Source organism: uncultured Sphingobacterium sp. (assembly GCF_964277905.1).
GTDB lineage: Bacteria > Bacteroidota > Bacteroidia > Sphingobacteriales > Sphingobacteriaceae > Sphingobacterium > Sphingobacterium siyangense.
In genome coordinates, this window is record NZ_CAXYKD010000024.1 from 285,119 (window position 1) to 302,104 (window position 16,986).

The following is a 16,986-nucleotide window of genomic DNA, read 5'->3' on the forward strand; positions in this document are numbered from 1 at the left end:
AAAAAAAATCATCATGAGAAATCTCTTTTTCTTTATTCTTATTTGTCTCACTGCAAGCACAATCTCCTGCAGAAATAGTAAAAAAGAAGATAAGGCTGTAAAAATCGTACAGGATTCAATTCCTGTGGATACCCTACAAAAACGTGACACGACTGAAAAGGAAGTAAAGAAAGAGAACTCCGAAACTCTGGAGGAGGTACTGGAGAAACTTGCCAAGGCATATTCAGAACAGGACAGTAAAACAATCAATTCCTATATACATCCCAAATTGGGAATTTATATTATTTATCGTCCAGGCGCGCTAGACTCTTATGTACACCAAAACAGTTTTAATTTTTCTAAACCTGTGCCAGAGTACCATTCTTATGAAAAGTTAACATACAAGGGACCATTAAAGGCCGGAAAACTACCTATTTTTGATTGTGGTACGATGAAGTGGGATAAAGCCGGATTCTATTGCGATAGAAAATCCCGCCCCAATGAATTATCTCAAACAGCAAAGTTCATGAATGAAATTCTTGACGCCAAAATTAATAACACTGAATTACAGCGACTAAGAAATATAGAATCCAAAAGTTATAGAGCCATTATGACCTCCAATGAACATGAAGAACCCTTTGTTTTTCATGTGACAAAAGAGGGAGAAAAATGGTATATTACAGTCATAGACCGCGCTTATGCCGGATGTGATGCATAATATGTTGTACATTTTAGCCAAACTTAACGATAATGAAAAATTTAGATAAGGACATACAAAGGAAAATCGAAGATTGGTTAACGCCAAGTTATGATGAAGGAACTCGGAAAGCAGTTCAGGATTTAATCGACAATAATGAGGAGACAGAACTTACGGATTCTTTTTACAAGGATCTTGAGTTTGGAACCGGTGGTTTAAGGGGCATTATGGGTGTGGGCTCCAATCGTATGAATAAGTATACGATCGGCAAAGCCACGCAAGGATTAGCCAACTATTTAAAGAAACAATTCGCAGATCAGGAGATTAAAGTAGCGGTATCTTATGATAGCCGCAACAATTCGCAGGCATTTGGCCAACTGGTTGCCAACGTGTTTGCCGCCAACGGCATAAAGGTACATCTGTTCACCGCATTGCGCCCGACCCCAATGTTGTCGTTTGCCATTCGTCATTTCGGCTGTCAGAGCGGCGTTATGTTAACGGCTTCACACAACCCAAAGGAGTACAATGGTTATAAAGCTTACTGGAACGATGGCTGCCAGCTGACTGCACCTCATGATGAAAATGTAATCGACGAAGTAAACGCAATCAGTTCAGTGAGCGATATTAAATTTGAGGGGAATACGCAAAACATCATTCCTGTTGGGGAAGAAATCGATCAGCTCTATATCAATGCCAATAAAACATTAAGTATTCATCCGGAAGCGGTACTGGCTCAAAAAAACCTGAAAATTGTTTTTTCGCCGATACATGGTACCGGAATTACCATTGTTCCTAAAATGCTAGAAGCCTGGGGATTTGAAAATGTTTCAGTCGTTGCTGAACAGGCCACGCCCGATGGCAACTTTCCAACAGTAATCTATCCAAACCCCGAAGAGGAAGATGCAATGGCCTTAGCAAAGAAAAAAGGGGAAGAAATTGATGCTGACCTTGTATTGGCAACAGATCCCGATGCCGATCGTGTAGGGATTGCCGTAAAAAATAATAAGGGACAATTTCAACTGCTCAATGGTAATCAGATCGGCAGTTTATTGATTTACTATGTCCTCAGTGCAAAAAGTGAACTAAAACAACTCGGATCGAATCCATATATTGTAAAAACTATCGTAACCAGCAATTTACAAGCCGATATTGCAGATCACTATGGTGTAAAACATTATGAAACACTTACAGGCTTCAAATATATTGGTGAATTGATTACTAATCTAGGCGATTCAGCACAATATCTTGTGGGCGGAGAGGAAAGTTATGGTTTCTTGGTCGGCGACTTGGTGCGTGACAAGGACGCTCCAAACGCTTGTGCTTTCCTAGCCGAAATGACCGCCTATTTCAAAACAAAAGGAAAAACAGTTTACGAAGTTCTATTAGATATCTACAAAGAATTTGGCTGTTATCAAGAAAAGCTCATTTCCCTAACTAAAAAAGGAAAGGCTGGTGCCGAAGAAATTCAAGCCATGATGAATGGCTTACGTCATAATCTACCAACCGCACTCGGAGGAATAAAAGTCAAAGAAATCAGGGACTATCAGCTTTCCCAAATCACAGATATGAGTACAGGGGAGCGAAGAGCGATCGCATTGCCTAAATCTGATGTATTGCAATTTATAACAGTAGATGGCGATGTGATTTCTGCCAGACCATCGGGAACTGAACCCAAGATTAAATTTTACTGTTCTGTAAAAGAAAGCTTGAAAGATACTGCTGATTATTTCGATGTACAAACTATTTTGGAAGAGAAGGTTGACCGTATGATGAAAGATATTGTAAGCTAATGGAAAAGTGGAAACTATTATCTTCTGAATATATCTGTAAAGAGCCTTGGGCTACACTACGCAGAGATACCTGTGAGCTTCCGGATGGACGGATCAATGACCATTATTACGTACTGGAGTATCCAGATTGGGTAAATATGATCGGAATTACTGAGCAGAACGAACTTCTGGTCATTAAGCAATACCGCCATGGAGCAGGCATTATTTCATTGGAGATTCCCGCAGGGACAACAGAAGCAGGAGAAGATCCTAAACATGCTGCTGTGCGTGAAATGCTTGAAGAAACAGGCTATCAATTTGATCAGATTGAAGAAATCGCCACGCTTTATGCCAACCCGGCGACAAGTGGTAATATTACCTATACCTACCTGATGACGGGGGGCAAAAAAGTTCAGGAACAGGCATTAGATGAACATGAAGAAATCGATGTTTATCGTATACCGCTTGAAGAAGCAAAAAGCATGTTGCTAGACAACAAATTCAGTCAGGCACTACATGCTAGTGCGCTATTCTATGCTTTCAACAAATTAGGCTTGTTATAAAACAAGCCTAATTTTATTCTGTTTTTTTCATTCATACTTTTAATTTTCACTAGCTTGCTGATTTTTGTACCTTTGCATCATGGCAAGAGAAATTTTTGAAACCAAGCGAAAGGCCCTGAAAATAAATCTAAACCCAGAGATTTATGGAACCTTTGCAGAGATCGGTGCTGGACAGGAAGTCGCACGTAACTTTTTCAACGCAGGAGCAGCATCAGGCACAATTGCTAAAACAATGTCAGCTTACGACATGGCTTTCAGTGATGCGATTTATGGTGAAGAGGCTGATGGTCGATATGTCAGCAGAACACGTTTAAAGAAAATGCTCTCCCATGAATTCAATCTTCTTACCCAACGACTTCATGGCGATAAATACTGCAACAAAAAATTCTTTGCTTTTGCAGATACGGTAACAACCCTCAATTTCACCAAGACAAATGAACCTCATGGCTGGATCGGACTTCGCTTCCAACATGAAGTTGGAGGCCCTACAAATGATATCATCGTCCATGTAAGACTACTAGACAGCGACAACCAATTGCAACAAAAAGTTTTAGGTATCATTGGTGTAAACCTATTATTTGCGGCTTATTATTATACAGACAATGTGCAGACCATGATCGAATCATTGGTCGATAACCTTTCTGTTGGTTCCGTTGAGATTGACCTGGTTAAATTAAACGGGCCTCTATTTGAAAACGTCAACCAACGTCTCATCAACTTATACCTGATTGCAAAAGGATTTGCTAAAGCCGCAATATTCCAGCCTGATGGTAAAGCGGTACAAATCAAAGATTATCTGTACAAAAAGAACATTATTTTACTTCGTACCAAATACCGTCAGAAATCCCTTCCAAACTTTGATCTCTTCAATCTTGCCGTTGAACAGTTCAAAAAAAATACGGGGGCAACTGACGCAGACACCATTGTATTAATTGAAGTCCTGATGGGAAATGTGTTGGAAGATACACATGAAATTACAGATGAAGACCTGCAAGAATTTGCTTCTAGGGCTGACGAACTATGTGCAACAGGCAATAATATTATCGTTAGCAACTTTAGAAGAAATAATCATTTAGCAGAGTTTATAAGCAACTTTAAGCCTAAGAACATTGGAATTGCAACCAACGTTTACAATTTAAAGAACATTTTCAATTCAGATAATTATAATAAAGAGTTATACACCAATGAACTCCTTTCCTATATCTCGGGAATGTTCAATAAAAATGTGAAACTCTATGCATATCCTTATCTCTTGAAAAAAGAAAATAAGATTATTACGACGCACAATATGCCGGTTTCTGAAGAAGCCAAACCTTTATTTGAATTCTTAATTAAAAACGGCTACATTATAGATATTGAAAATTACGATGAGAAATTTGTAAAAACCGTATAAGCAGATTGTCTCCAAAATTTTAATTTATTATATAGCCCAATTTTCTTAAATTGGGCTATATTTATTTTTGTGCCTTATGAAGCAAGAAAATGTAATACTGGTTGACAGCAATGACAGGATGATTGGTAGCATGGAGAAATATGAAGCCCATGAAAAGGGTTTATTGCACCGTGCTTTTAGTGTATTTTTGTTCAATGACCAAGACGAATTGCTCCTGCAACAAAGAGCATTAAATAAATACCACTGTGGCGGACTTTGGACTAATAGCTGCTGCTCGCATCAGCGCCTAGAAGAAAGTAACTTAGACGCCGCCAAAAGGCGCTTAATGGAAGAATTAGGAATTACTGCAACAGCCCTTCAAGATGTCTTCTCGTTCGTTTATAAAGCTCAATTTGACAACGGACTTACAGAGCATGAATTCGATTATGTCTTATTCGGAAAATTTAATGGAACTCCAGAAATTAACGAAGAAGAAGTTGCCGCAACAAAATACATGAACCAACGGGAAATTCAAAATGAAATACAACACTCACCCGAGCAGTTTACCCCCTGGTTCAAACTAATCTATCAACGTGTTTTCGATACGTACTCCAATATATATAAGAACAAATTATAGCAATCTTATACCCTGCAAAAAAAGATCCTGCCTTTTTTAAAAAGCAGGATCTTTTTTTTTTTTTAGTTTAGCGAATCGCTATAAAAATTTCTTATAGATGGAATACAGAATTTTAAGATCATTCTCACTCATGAACGCTGTATTTACGTCCTGCTGAATGTAGTGAATCTTAAATGCTTTTATTGCCGCATCGAGATTACTTACATCGTAACCGATGATACGTAATGCCATTTTTGGGTTAAAGTCTGCTGGAGGCATCTCTAAATAGTCCTCATACCAAAAGCCGAATCCTTGATCAGCCAGTTTTTTCCAAGGAAAACGTGACGGATCATTTTTTCGGGTTGGCGCCAAATCCATATGTCCAATAAAATTTGCCTGCGGAATTTTATAAGTTGTTTTTAAATAAGTCAACAACTGCGTCAAGGCATTTATCTGGGCATCAGTCCAAGGATCAGTAGTCCCATTATTGTCAAGCTCGATACCAATGGAAGAAGAATTGAGGTCGGTATCATTGCCCCATTTCCCCAAGCCCGCATGATGTGCACGATAGAGGTCATTGACCATCTGCACTACTTTTCCATCCCGACCAACCACATAATGGGAGCTTACACCTGCTTTCGCGGAATGAAATGTACGGATGGTCTGTCCCAAAGAATCCTGAGCAGTATGATGAATGACAACAAAATTTGGTTTACGGATGCCAAAATTAATCGAGGCGATCCATTGTTGTTCTTTGACATTCACCTTCTCCAATTGACCGGTGACAGGCGATTGTTTATAGAGTTTTGAAAATTCTTTTGCTTGCTTCTTATATACCTTTTCAGTCTTCGCGTATTTCCCTCCCGCACAGGAACCCAATAATGCTGTTGCGACACAAAGATTGATGGAAAATTTTAGTATCTTCATATTGAAATGTTTCAGCACAAACTAAGGTAAATTTGCCAACAAAAACAAATTTATTAGCTCCATCCTATTGTTAGGTATAATCTCGAAACACCCTTTTCTTATACATTGCGGAACAACCCCGCCTGCTTTTAAAAAAAGCCCAAACCAATGTTTGAGCCTTTCCCATGTCAACTATGCATTTCCAGCTTAACTGAAATTACATTTTTTATTATTTTAATGCGCTGAGGTTCAATTTTGCCAAAAACCCTTTCAGCTCGTCCAGGCTATACCCGTTTCCCCGGAGGGTAATTAGATAGCGATCTTTCTCAAGATAACTTATTTCGGAGCTTTTTGCCGTTGAGCCTTCCACTCCTTTGCTATCTGTTGTTTTTGCCCGTTTACCTTCAAATTCGCCAGTTTTTTCTATTTCAGTATCTGTAATTTTCTCTGAATCTACCATGAAGCCCATTTGCGCCAAACCCACGATTGCCGAAGCTGTCTCGCCCGCGCCATCAATGATATTAACTTTAATTTCCTTCTGGTTATCGACGGTATAAGTCGCCTCTCCAGATACAACTTCTGCCCCATACATTGATCCGCCAGAATAGGAAGTTCTTTTTAAACCATCTAAGCTTTCCGGTAAAAAAGCCTTCAACTCTTCCGAACTTAATGGTTTCTCGGATTTAAGTTTGGCTTGAAGGTCTTCCAATTTTTTTGCTCCATCACTCAGATTACCCAAGTTGGATACTCCCTTAACTACATCCGAAATCCCAGCCTCTTTCTCCTTAGCATCTTCACCACCTTCACTGGATTTGCTGTTGCCGCAGCTCGCGACCAAAAGGCCCAGTCCTAAAAGAACAGGCATTACTTTCCATTGTCTTTTCATGATTATCAGTTTTAATTAAAACGCTAAAAAGAACAAAATAATATAATTAATCTAAATTTTAAAATCTGTTTGCATACGATCTTTAGACCTTAAAGCGCAACCTAAATTTCTACCTGTTACTTGTATTACCTAGGTACTGCCGGATGGGACTGCGCTACACAAAAAAAGGCCTCTATACAAGTATAGAGGCCTTCCGTTATAACTACCGAGATTATGCTTCGGCGTATTCTTCAATTGAAGGACACGAACAAATCAATGTACGGTCACCTTGAGAGTCGTTCACACGACCTACCGAAGGCCAAAATTTACGTTCTCTTACATACTCCAATGGGTATGCGGCAGTTTGACGACTGTAAGGTCTGTCCCACTCATCTGCAGTTACAACCGAAGCTGTATGTGGTGCATGTTTCAGTACATTGTTAGCTTGGTCTACCTCTCCTGCTTCAACCGCAGCGATCTCTTCACGGATAGCAACTAATGCATCACAGAAACGATCCAATTCAGCTTTAGACTCAGATTCAGTAGGCTCAACCATCAATGTTCCTGCAACAGGGAAAGAAACAGTCGGTGCGTGGAAACCATAATCCATTAAACGTTTTGCAATATCTGCAACCTCGATACCAAAGTTTTTGAATCCACGGCAATCTAAGATCATTTCGTGTGCACAACGTCCGTTAGTACCTGAATAAAGTACCGGATATGCATTTTCTAAACGTGCTTTAATATAGTTTGCATTTAATATTGCTGTTCTTGTCGCATTTGTCAAGCCTTCACCACCCATCATTGAAATATAAGCATGGGAAATAAGCAAGATCGATGCTGAACCAAATGGAGCTGCAGAAACAGCAGAGATACCCTCTTCACCAGAAGTCGAAACCACTTCGTGATTAGGTAAGAAAGGAACTAAGTGTTTTGCAACACCGATAGGTCCCATACCTGGACCTCCACCACCGTGAGGAATACAGAATGTTTTATGGAGGTTCAAGTGACAAACATCGGCACCAATATGCCCTGGGCTTGTCAATCCAACCTGTGCATTCATGTTCGCACCGTCCATATAAACCTGACCGCCGTTTGCATGAACAATTTCACAGACTTCAATGATCGACTCTTCAAATACACCGTGTGTAGAAGGATAAGTCACCATCAGTGAGTTCAAGTTTGCAGCATGTTCAGTCGCTTTCGCTCTTAAATCTGGAATATCGATATTTCCTAATTCATCACATTTCACAACGACCACTTTTAAGCCTGCCATAGAAGCAGAAGCAGGGTTTGTTCCGTGTGCAGAAGCAGGGATCAAACAGATATTACGTCCATGATCACCACGGCTCTCATGGTAAGCACGGATAACCATCAGACCAGCATACTCGCCTTGTGCTCCTGAATTTGGTTGGAAACTCATCTTCGCAAAACCAGTAATTTCAGATAACCAATCGTTCAATTCACCGATCATTTGCATATATCCTGAAGTTTGATCTGCAGGAGCAAATGGATGCAAACCGCCAAATCTCGCCCATGTAACTGGCACCATTTCAGCTGTAGCATTCAATTTCATCGTACATGAGCCCAATGGAATCATCGAGTGACAAAGCGATAAATCTTTTGCTTCCAACGATTTGATATAGCGCAACATCTCATGTTCAGAATGATAGCTATTAAAGTTTGGATGTGTTAAGTAGGCAGAAGTACGTACTAAATCGGCAGGAATTGAAGAACCTAAATTCTCTTCTAAAGCATCGAAATCTACGTCATTCAATGTTTTACCTTGAATTTTAGCAAATACTTTGACGATTGTTTTAATATCTTCGTATGTGGTTGTTTCGTCGATAGCGATTGAAACTTCCGAACCATTATAATAGAAGTTTAATTCGTTATTTAATGCTTCTGATTTCAAAGCACCAGCATGAGCACCTAAGTCTACACGTAGTGTATCAAAATAAGCCGCATTCAATTGCGTATAACCCAACGACTGTAATGCTTGATCCAACAGATTGGCCAAAGCATTGATACGTGATGCTATATTTTTGATTCCTTCTGGGCCATGGTACACGGCATAGAAAGAAGCCATAATCGCTAAAAGAGCTTGTGCAGTACAAATATTTGAAGAAGCTTTATCACGGCGGATGTGTTGTTCACGAGTCTGCAAAGCCATACGCAATGCATACTTTCCATTTGAATCGGAAGTAACACCAATAATACGACCAGGGATATTACGTTTGAAGCTGTCGCGTGTCGCAAAATATGCTGCATGAGGACCACCAAAGCCCATCGGTACACCAAAACGTTGCGAATTACCAACAACAACATCTGCACCCCATTCTCCCGGAGGCGTTAACAATGCTAAGCTCATCAAATCTGCCGCAGCACATACGGTAATATTCTTACTGTGAGCTGTAGCTACAAATGATTTATAATCAACAATTGAACCATCCGCTGCAGGATATTGAACAAATGCAGCAAATACATCATCTGTTAATTCTGATTCAGCAATAGCCGCAATCTTAAGTTCAATACCAAAAGACAAGGCACGGGTCTTCAATACATCAACCGTCTGCGCATAGGCATTGTCCGACACCAAGAATACGTTAGCATCTTTATTTTTCCGAGCTGAATAAAGCATAAACATGGCTTCAGCTGCAGCCGTAGCTTCATCCAACAAAGAAGCATTTGCTATTTCTAAACCAGTAAAGTCACAAATTACAGTCTGGAAGTTCAATAAAGCTTGTAACCTGCCTTGTGCAATCTCCGCCTGATAAGGAGTATACTGCGTATACCATCCTGGGTTTTCAAATACATTTCGTTGAATTACGCCCGGAAGGATTACATCGTAGTAACCTTGACCAATAAAAGATTTAAAAACTTTATTTTTCTCAGCGATTTCCGCAATACGCTTTAAATAGGCTACCTCAGACAATGCTTTAGGAAGATTTAAAGGTTTTGGAGCACGAATTTGAGAAGGGACCGTTTGGTCAATAAGTTGGTCAATTGACGAAACGCCTAATTTAGCCAACATTTCATTCGCTTCAACTGGACTTGGGCCATTGTGGCGACTTTCGAATTTTTCTTGGAAGTGTATATTGCTCATGTGTGCAAAAAGTTAACGCTTATAGACAGTTAGCGACATAATAATTAGGCAATTAACTCTCTTATAAACAGTCGTTTTTTGGATGAGCAAAGATAGCAAAATAAATGACTGAAAACGAAGCAAAAAAGTGGATAAAAAGTCAGTTTTACTGAGCTACTGAAATGCAATCGATTGTCTTTGTCAATTAATTTTTGGAATAACCTCAAACATACAGATTGTTCATTGTAAATATAACAAACAATACAACAATCGCTTGCTACAATTTAAAAAAAACACCGGGTTATCTGTTATTTCACCTACGTATTTCTTTCATTACTTCACTATTCTTTTTTGCAATGCCAATGAATTTTCAATAAATTAGTATATGTACCAATTGTAAAGTGACTTCGAAATAACGATATACACTTTTTTGCTAAGAACAACTGATATCAAGGGTATTTTGTTATCAGTAATTTTAACGAAGAAAACATTATCCAGCTAGGGAAGCATCTCTTTTGACAAATGTAAATTATCACAAAAAACGAATATCATTTCTTTTTAACGAATATAAAACAGCGAAGTAACGATTATAAACCATGAGAAAACAGGTAACAGACAGCGTTCTTTTAGTAAGACCCTCTGTCTTCCGTAAAAATGAACAGACTGCGGTCAACAACTTCTTCCAAAAGGATATCGAAAATCTCAGTATAGAAGAAGTCAACAAAGAAGCGCAAGGAGAGTTCGACGCGCTAGTAAATGAATTGAAGTCACATGGAATTTTGGTGACTGTCATTCAAGACGACGAGAAATCAGAAAGCCCCGACAGTATATTCCCCAATAATATTGTCTCCTTTCATCAGGATGGAAAAATAATTTTCTATCCTATGTTTGCTCCCAATCGTCGAAAAGAACATTTATTGGACTTCGAAGGTCCATTGAAGCAAAACGGTTATTATGTAAAACTAACTAAGGATCTCAGTGAAGCCGAAAACAATAAACAATATTTGGAGGGCACTGGCGCACTTGTCTTGGACCGCGCCCACCGTGTAGCCTACTGTGCCTTATCCGAAAGGGCAGACCGGGATATGCTCGACGAATACTGCAGGACTGAAAACTACACACCTGTTGTATTTCACGCCTTCCAAACTGTCCATGGAGAGCGGAGACCTATCTATCACACCAATGTGGTGCTAGCCGTAGGCGAAGACTTTGCCATCTTATGCCCACAGGCAATCGATAATAAGGCTGAGCTCCAAACGCTGCTGAAGAGTCTAAAAGATACAGGCAAAGAGATCATTGAAATCAATGAGAACCAACTCGAATCTTTTGCAGCAAACTGCCTACAGGTGAGAAACAAATATGGGAATCGTTTTATTGTCCTGAGCAATCAGGCGTTATCCTCATTGACTTTATACCAAACAGCGCAATTAGAAAAGCATGGTAAAATCATCCATCAAGATCTACATGTTATCGAGACATGTGGTGGTGGAAGTGTGCGCCACATGATGGCTGAAGTTTTTCTTCCGAAAGAAAACATGCTGAGCTAGTCCCAAGTATAATGATGCATCTAGGCCGCTCTTTTTAAAATAAGCCTATTTACCTAATCAGGCTTATTTAATAGACAAATAAAAATGCCCCTTAGAGCAATGGCTCTAAGGGGCATTATCTTTTCTAAAACAATCTAATTCCTATTGTTCCAGTCAAGTTAGAACGAATACCTCAATCCCAATTGGAATTGGTACGGATTCCCTGAAGGCGATACAATACCAGAGTTGTTCAATCTATAATTGAACTGTTGCTTAACAGGGTCGAATGCCGGAATTTCGGGATTTCCATTTGCTGCCGCTGTTTTTGATACAGCATACAACGATTGATTACCTAAAGATTCATTGACACCCCAGGTTTTCTTAAAGAGATTTGCAACATTGAAGATGTCCGCTGAAAGCTCTAAAGCATGTGTTTTGTAAAGGTTGAATTTTTTAGCTATTCTTAAATCAATCAAACCGTAAAAGCTATTGATACCGCCATTTCTTTCGGCCATCTTACCTTGGTACTTTTTAATATAATCTTTCAGACTTTGACTGGCTTCACCATTCGCCAACAACGCATTCATGGCATCTGCCAAAGCCTTTGGCGTATTTGGACTATTGGGATCGAAAATAAAGGCCAAGTCATTCGAATTGGATACAAAATCGCCATTGATATTACCTCCAGCAAGCAAGCTGTAGCGTGTCCCTCCAATTCCCGAATAACGAACCCCTACACTGACACCATAAAATGTAGGGAGTGTACCATAAATAACAATTTTATTTCGGAATTGATTATTCGAATAACTCATCTTACTCAAATCTCTTGGATCATCCTTTACCGCCAGCGATAAGGTCGCTGTATTGGCAACATTCCCATTGTAGGACGTGTTATCTTTCGCATCGTTCCACGTGTAGCTTACAGAAATCGATCCATCTTTGTAGTACTGATAACTTGCATCCAATACAACTGCAAACTGATTTACTTTTCCCTCAGAGTTTAGTTCTAACACGCGCCCAAACTTATTGGAAATCCTTCCCTGTTTCCAATCTGGAACACCATTGACAATAGCCGTCGCCGGTACGAATACCCCACGATTATCTTCATTCGCCAATCTAAAGAATGGATCTTGAACCATATTACGATCAACATACATGTAGTTGTTGCGTCCTAGATTCATATATCCTGAAAGACTCGCTTTTAACTTTTCGGTAAAGAAATGTGTGTAAGATACATTGGCCTTATACACCACTGGTATTTTCGCATCAGCTCCATAGGTGTTGATCGTTGGCACTTGAAATTGTGCCAGGGTTGGCGTTGTTGACGGATCTTGTCTGTACCCCACAAAATTAGGTGTAGGCACATCGTTGCCACGAACATCTACTGTCGCAAAATGCTTCCCATCAAAAGTTAAATTATTGATGGTCATATAATTATTAATATCAGATGCAAAGATACCTGCTCCTACACGGAAAAAATCTTTTCGTTCTTCATTCACATCCCAAGTCATCTGGAAACGAGGCTGTACAACAAAAGATTTCAACTTGTGATCAGTACGTACCCCCACTTCTTTCAGCAATTCTTCATTTAGAGGAGAGGTTGGATAATGACCATAATCCAATCGTAGTCCCGCAACCAGATCCAACCCTTTCGCCAATTTGGTCTGCAACTGTCCATACGCACCAGCATTAAATATCTTACCAATCACAGTTGGATCAGCCACCAAAGGAACCTCCCGGTAAAATGCATAAGGTTTTAAGTTTGCAAAATTTTGCAATGCCGTATTGTTAGCATCGTCCCTAAAATGAAAACGTCCGTTGACCTCACTTCCGTAAATCGAATTTGCATGTGTATACATCAAATCCACACCAAAGGTGTAATTGATATTATCTGTACTATAATACAGGTTATTAACCAACTGTACGACATTATTCTTAAAGGACTCCTGTGCAAACCGGTGACCGCCTAATTGAATATTGGTCGACAAATTACTTCCGTCAATGGTAGACACCACATTCTCTACAATGGCACGGGGAATATTTTGACTAGGCAACATATCTCCAGGACTACTTTTTTGAAAAGTATAAAGGTGCTGCAATTTCAGTTCATTGGTAAGCTTTGGGGAAATGGAAGTACGTAAAGTTGCTAAAAAGCTGTTATCAATATTCTTGTCATTTCCGTATGATTCATATAAATTGATGGCGGTATTATCCTCTAGACCAAGCTTATTGAGGTCACTTGTAAAGTTATTCCGTATTGTCAATAAGTTCTTTTCATTGATCTGCCAATCTATACGACCAAATATGGCATCAGAATTTCGTTTCTTATCGAAAGAACCATATTGCCTATCATTACTCAATCCATATTTTTCGCGTCCTATACGGATATACTCATCGAGGGTCGATTGTGTAACATTGAAACGCTTTTCATCTGCTGGCGAATTGATATCTGCGATAATCAAGGGGCGGGCATCGCGTTGATGATCCCAAGCTACAAAATAATGTAACTTGTCTTTAATGATGGGACCGCCTAATGTAAATCCATATTGATAAGTAGAGAAATCATTGCTTCGTTTATTTCCTCTAATATCGTATGGGCTGGACAACCAATCTGCCCTTGAATAAAGCCATGCGCTTCCGTGCGTTTGATTTGTTCCTTGTTTGGTTACCGCACTGACTGTTCCTCCCCCTGCTCTTCCATAAGTCACATCATATTGGTTGGTGACCACTTTAAATTCACGAACGGCTTCTATCGAAATGGAGAACGGAGCACCACTACGACTGGTTGTTGAACCTGCAGAAGTCGGGTTTTTGGCATTCATACCATCAATCGTAAAATTAGTAGAGGAACCCAATTGGCCACCGATATTATCTCCCTTACTCAAAGGAGACAGGTCCATCAGCGAAGTAAAATTCCGACCGTTGACAGGTAATTTCGCAATATCCTTGGCCGTAACTGCTGTAGCAGCACCTAGATTTTCTATTTTATTCTTTAGGGTACTTATTCCTGTTAATTCAACCGTTTCTAATACATTTGAGGTATTTTGGATAGGAATCTTCAGGCGGACGATATCGCCTTGATTTAAATTAAATCCCGAACGCACTTGTTCGCCATAGCCTATATAAGTTACTTTGATCGTGTAGGGACCGCCTAAAGGCAACTCCTTAAAGTTGAAATCGCCATTTGCATTGGTCGAAGTCTTCGTTGTGAAACCCGTTGATTCATTACGTACTTCAATTGAGGCTCCGTGAACTCCTTTATCATTTTCGTCCGTAATCTTGCCGGAAAACCCGGCTTGGGTCGTTTGGGCGTACAAACCTGTTCCAAGCGCGATGGCACATGTTGTGAGTAAAAATTCTTTCATTTAGTTGTTGGTTGTGATAATGAAAGCAAAACTACACCGAAACTGTTAACAGGAGCTAAACGAAATATTATGAAATTATAAACAAAGCATTTTAAAACATATATTAATAAAAATGAAAGCGCTTTTAAAAAAAACAAGGGAATATCGGAACATGCAACAAAAGCATTTTAAATAGGGATAGAAATAGACCGTATCTGCAAAAAGCCTGCATGATTCGTAAACACCAACAGAAATGATCCGAACCGACGGTCTTTCTTGCGAATAACATCACAAAAAAAAGTCAGCCGAAGCTGACTTACTAATATAAAATTGTAAACTTAAAATCCAACGGATTAAAGTATTTGTAAAGATCCCTAAATAGGTTATCTCCGTATTTGACATAGAGTAATGCGAAATTTTCGGACCTTTCCTGTAGTCCTCCGCCAGGAAAGAGCTTTTCCTTCACATTATCAATATCGGTTAAAGCATGTTGATGATTTCGCTTTTCGGCTTTCATCAGCTTTTTCTCTAAATTATTGATCGCTTTTTTTAACCGCGCTTTTACCGCTTCTGTACTAGGGCCTAAACTTGGATCTATTTTGTGGGTTCGTAACCTTATCTTACCAAAAATAGCGTTCAGCTCCATCCATTCGTCATTGAGATTGAGACGTTCTTTGGTATGACGTCGAACATATTCTTTTTTCAGCACTTCTGCTGGACGAAAGATACTCTTAAAGGTTAGATCAACGCGAAATAATTTAGCCGCAACGTTGTCCTCTGTTATCATCGCTGAATTGCGCGGTATCAAAATTGGAAAATCTACCTGATATTGGTCAAAGTTAGACTTCAGTTGCATCCAGTAGACCATTTCGGCGCCACCACCAATATAAGCAAGATTGGGAAGTATAATTTCTTGATACATCGGACGCATGACCACATTTGGACTGAAGCGCTCTGGATAATGATCAATCTCCTGTTCAAGCTCAGCCTTTGTAAAATAAATATTCTGATGCAACACCTCGTATCGACCATCGGCAGCGAGCACCAAGCGCTCCCTAAAGTCATCCGTCAAATAAAAGAAATTAATCTCACGAGCATGCACTTGGGTAGAGAAACCATTTGATTCCAGCTCTTCCGATCGCGCTGTTATTGCCTTAAAGCTTTTTTCAGATAAGATATCTTCCTTAATAATTGGCTTGAACAGTTCCTTCAATTCCCGGTCATCCGCATCGACGATCAAAAGACCGTAAGACTTAAACAACTCATTGACCATATACCGTGTTGCATCTGCTAATCGATCATGGTTCAAATAGGCTTCTTCCACAATCCGTGTAAGTTTAGTCGAATTTTCGGAAAGCCCCAAAATATTTGTGTACTGCTTCACAGCATCAACGATTGTTGCTGTATCCATTCGCCCGGTAGCAGAAACTGCAGGCGTATCCCAACTAATTTTCTTACCGAAGACTTTCGTATGGTTGATTTCTTCAAAATCATGATCTTCGGTCGCCATCCAATATACAGGAACAAAATTTTTATCGGGGTGTTTGCTCTTCAAATCTTCGGACAAACGTATTGCCGTCATGATTTTAAAAATAAAATACAAAGGTCCGGTAAAAATATTGAGCTGATGTCCCGTTGTGATGGTATAAGAATTCTGGTCGAGCAACAGCTCTATATTGGCAGCTACAGCAGGAGATTCCTTTAATAGCTCGCCGTATTGCTTTTTAAGACGCTCAACAAGAATCTCCCGATGTTCAAATTTCTTCTTTTCGTTCAATTGCTTTTCAAAACCGGCCCAGGTAGGCCAGTTTCCTACAAAAGATTTTAAGGCTTCATCATGCGCCAAATAAGCCAATAAAGTCTTAGAGAAGCTATTTGTTTCACTATATTCAATATAAGTTGCCTTCATCTGCAAATTTTATTAATTATTCTCTATTCTTAATTGATAACGAAAATCCCCAAAGCAAGCTGACATGGCAGTGCATCTTTTTTGCTAAATAGAACCTATTTTCAATTTTAATCAGAAGGATGATTCACCATGAAACGACAGGCTTTCTTGAATCTGATTTTAAACGGCTATAGATTGTTTAAAATGGGGATTGTACGCTTACAAATGTATCTAGTTTGCGTCGACAAAATAGTGAATTTTCACAAAAAGCTTGTCCCGCTTTTAAATTATATCATTTTACTGACAATTGTCTATAAACAAACGGGCCTCCTTTGAATAAAGGAGGCCCGTTTGTTTATATCATAATCTATAAGCT

11 protein-coding genes are annotated in these 16,986 nt (G+C 39.4%); 6 read left to right on the plus strand and 5 right to left on the minus strand.

Going from position 1 to position 16,986, the window contains the following annotated elements; genetic code table 11:
* Positions 1 to 13 precede the first annotated feature (13 nt).
* From ACHWSC_RS11125 to idi, 5 genes are all read left to right on the plus strand, one after another.
* Positions 14 to 697, plus strand: a complete 684-nt coding sequence (locus tag ACHWSC_RS11125) for a hypothetical protein (protein WP_394676828.1) — start codon at positions 14 to 16, stop codon at positions 695 to 697.
* 32 nt (positions 698 to 729) lie between these two features.
* Positions 730 to 2,466 carry a phospho-sugar mutase gene (locus ACHWSC_RS11130; RefSeq protein WP_394676829.1) on the plus strand — a complete coding sequence of 579 codons (1,737 nt, stop codon included), beginning with the start codon at positions 730 to 732 and terminating at the stop codon, positions 2,464 to 2,466.
* A complete protein-coding gene (locus tag ACHWSC_RS11135; RefSeq protein WP_088159778.1) occupies positions 2,466 to 3,008 on the plus strand; it encodes an NUDIX hydrolase in 543 nt (180 codons plus the stop codon). The genes ACHWSC_RS11130 and ACHWSC_RS11135 overlap by 1 nt, the downstream gene beginning before the upstream one ends.
* Before the next feature lie 79 nt (positions 3,009 to 3,087).
* Entirely contained in the window at positions 3,088 to 4,401 is a 1,314-nt protein-coding gene (locus ACHWSC_RS11140) for a nicotinamide mononucleotide adenylyltransferase (protein WP_075990474.1), read from the plus strand.
* A 76-nt stretch (positions 4,402 to 4,477) separates the two neighbouring features.
* Positions 4,478 to 5,017, plus strand: a complete 540-nt coding sequence (idi, locus tag ACHWSC_RS11145; protein WP_394676830.1) for an isopentenyl-diphosphate Delta-isomerase — start codon at positions 4,478 to 4,480, stop codon at positions 5,015 to 5,017.
* 78 nt (positions 5,018 to 5,095) lie between these two features.
* On the opposite strand, the gene ACHWSC_RS11150 is transcribed toward idi, so the two are convergent.
* The 3 genes from ACHWSC_RS11150 to gcvP all read right to left on the minus strand — a co-directional run bounded on the left by ACHWSC_RS11150 (position 5,096) and on the right by gcvP (position 9,873).
* A complete protein-coding gene (locus ACHWSC_RS11150; RefSeq protein ID WP_394676831.1) occupies positions 5,096 to 5,923 on the minus strand; it encodes an N-acetylmuramoyl-L-alanine amidase in 828 nt (275 codons plus the stop codon).
* Between the two features lie 208 nt (positions 5,924 to 6,131).
* Positions 6,132 to 6,788 (minus strand): hypothetical protein, encoded by a 657-nt coding sequence (locus ACHWSC_RS11155; protein ID WP_075990471.1) that lies wholly within the window; start codon positions 6,786 to 6,788, stop codon positions 6,132 to 6,134.
* A 211-nt stretch (positions 6,789 to 6,999) separates the two neighbouring features.
* Entirely contained in the window at positions 7,000 to 9,873 is a 2,874-nt protein-coding gene (gcvP, locus tag ACHWSC_RS11160) for an aminomethyl-transferring glycine dehydrogenase (protein WP_394676832.1), read from the minus strand.
* 575 nt (positions 9,874 to 10,448) lie between these two features.
* Here gcvP and ctlX point away from each other — a divergent pair.
* Complete coding sequence (ctlX, locus tag ACHWSC_RS11165) at positions 10,449 to 11,399, plus strand: citrulline utilization hydrolase CtlX (protein WP_394676833.1); 951 nt, start codon at positions 10,449 to 10,451, stop codon at positions 11,397 to 11,399.
* 158 nt (positions 11,400 to 11,557) lie between these two features.
* On the opposite strand, the gene ACHWSC_RS11170 is transcribed toward ctlX, so the two are convergent.
* Together ACHWSC_RS11170 and bshC are read right to left on the minus strand one after the other, a co-directional pair.
* The gene (locus ACHWSC_RS11170) at positions 11,558 to 14,743 is read right to left on the minus strand and encodes a TonB-dependent receptor (RefSeq protein ID WP_201666920.1); all 3,186 of its coding nucleotides are present in this window, start codon (positions 14,741 to 14,743) and stop codon (positions 11,558 to 11,560) included.
* Positions 14,744 to 15,041: 298 nt separating this feature from the next.
* Positions 15,042 to 16,631, minus strand: coding sequence for a bacillithiol biosynthesis cysteine-adding enzyme BshC (gene bshC, locus ACHWSC_RS11175; protein ID WP_394676834.1), 1,590 nt, complete (start codon positions 16,629 to 16,631; stop codon positions 15,042 to 15,044).
* Positions 16,632 to 16,986: the final 355 nt, after the last annotated feature.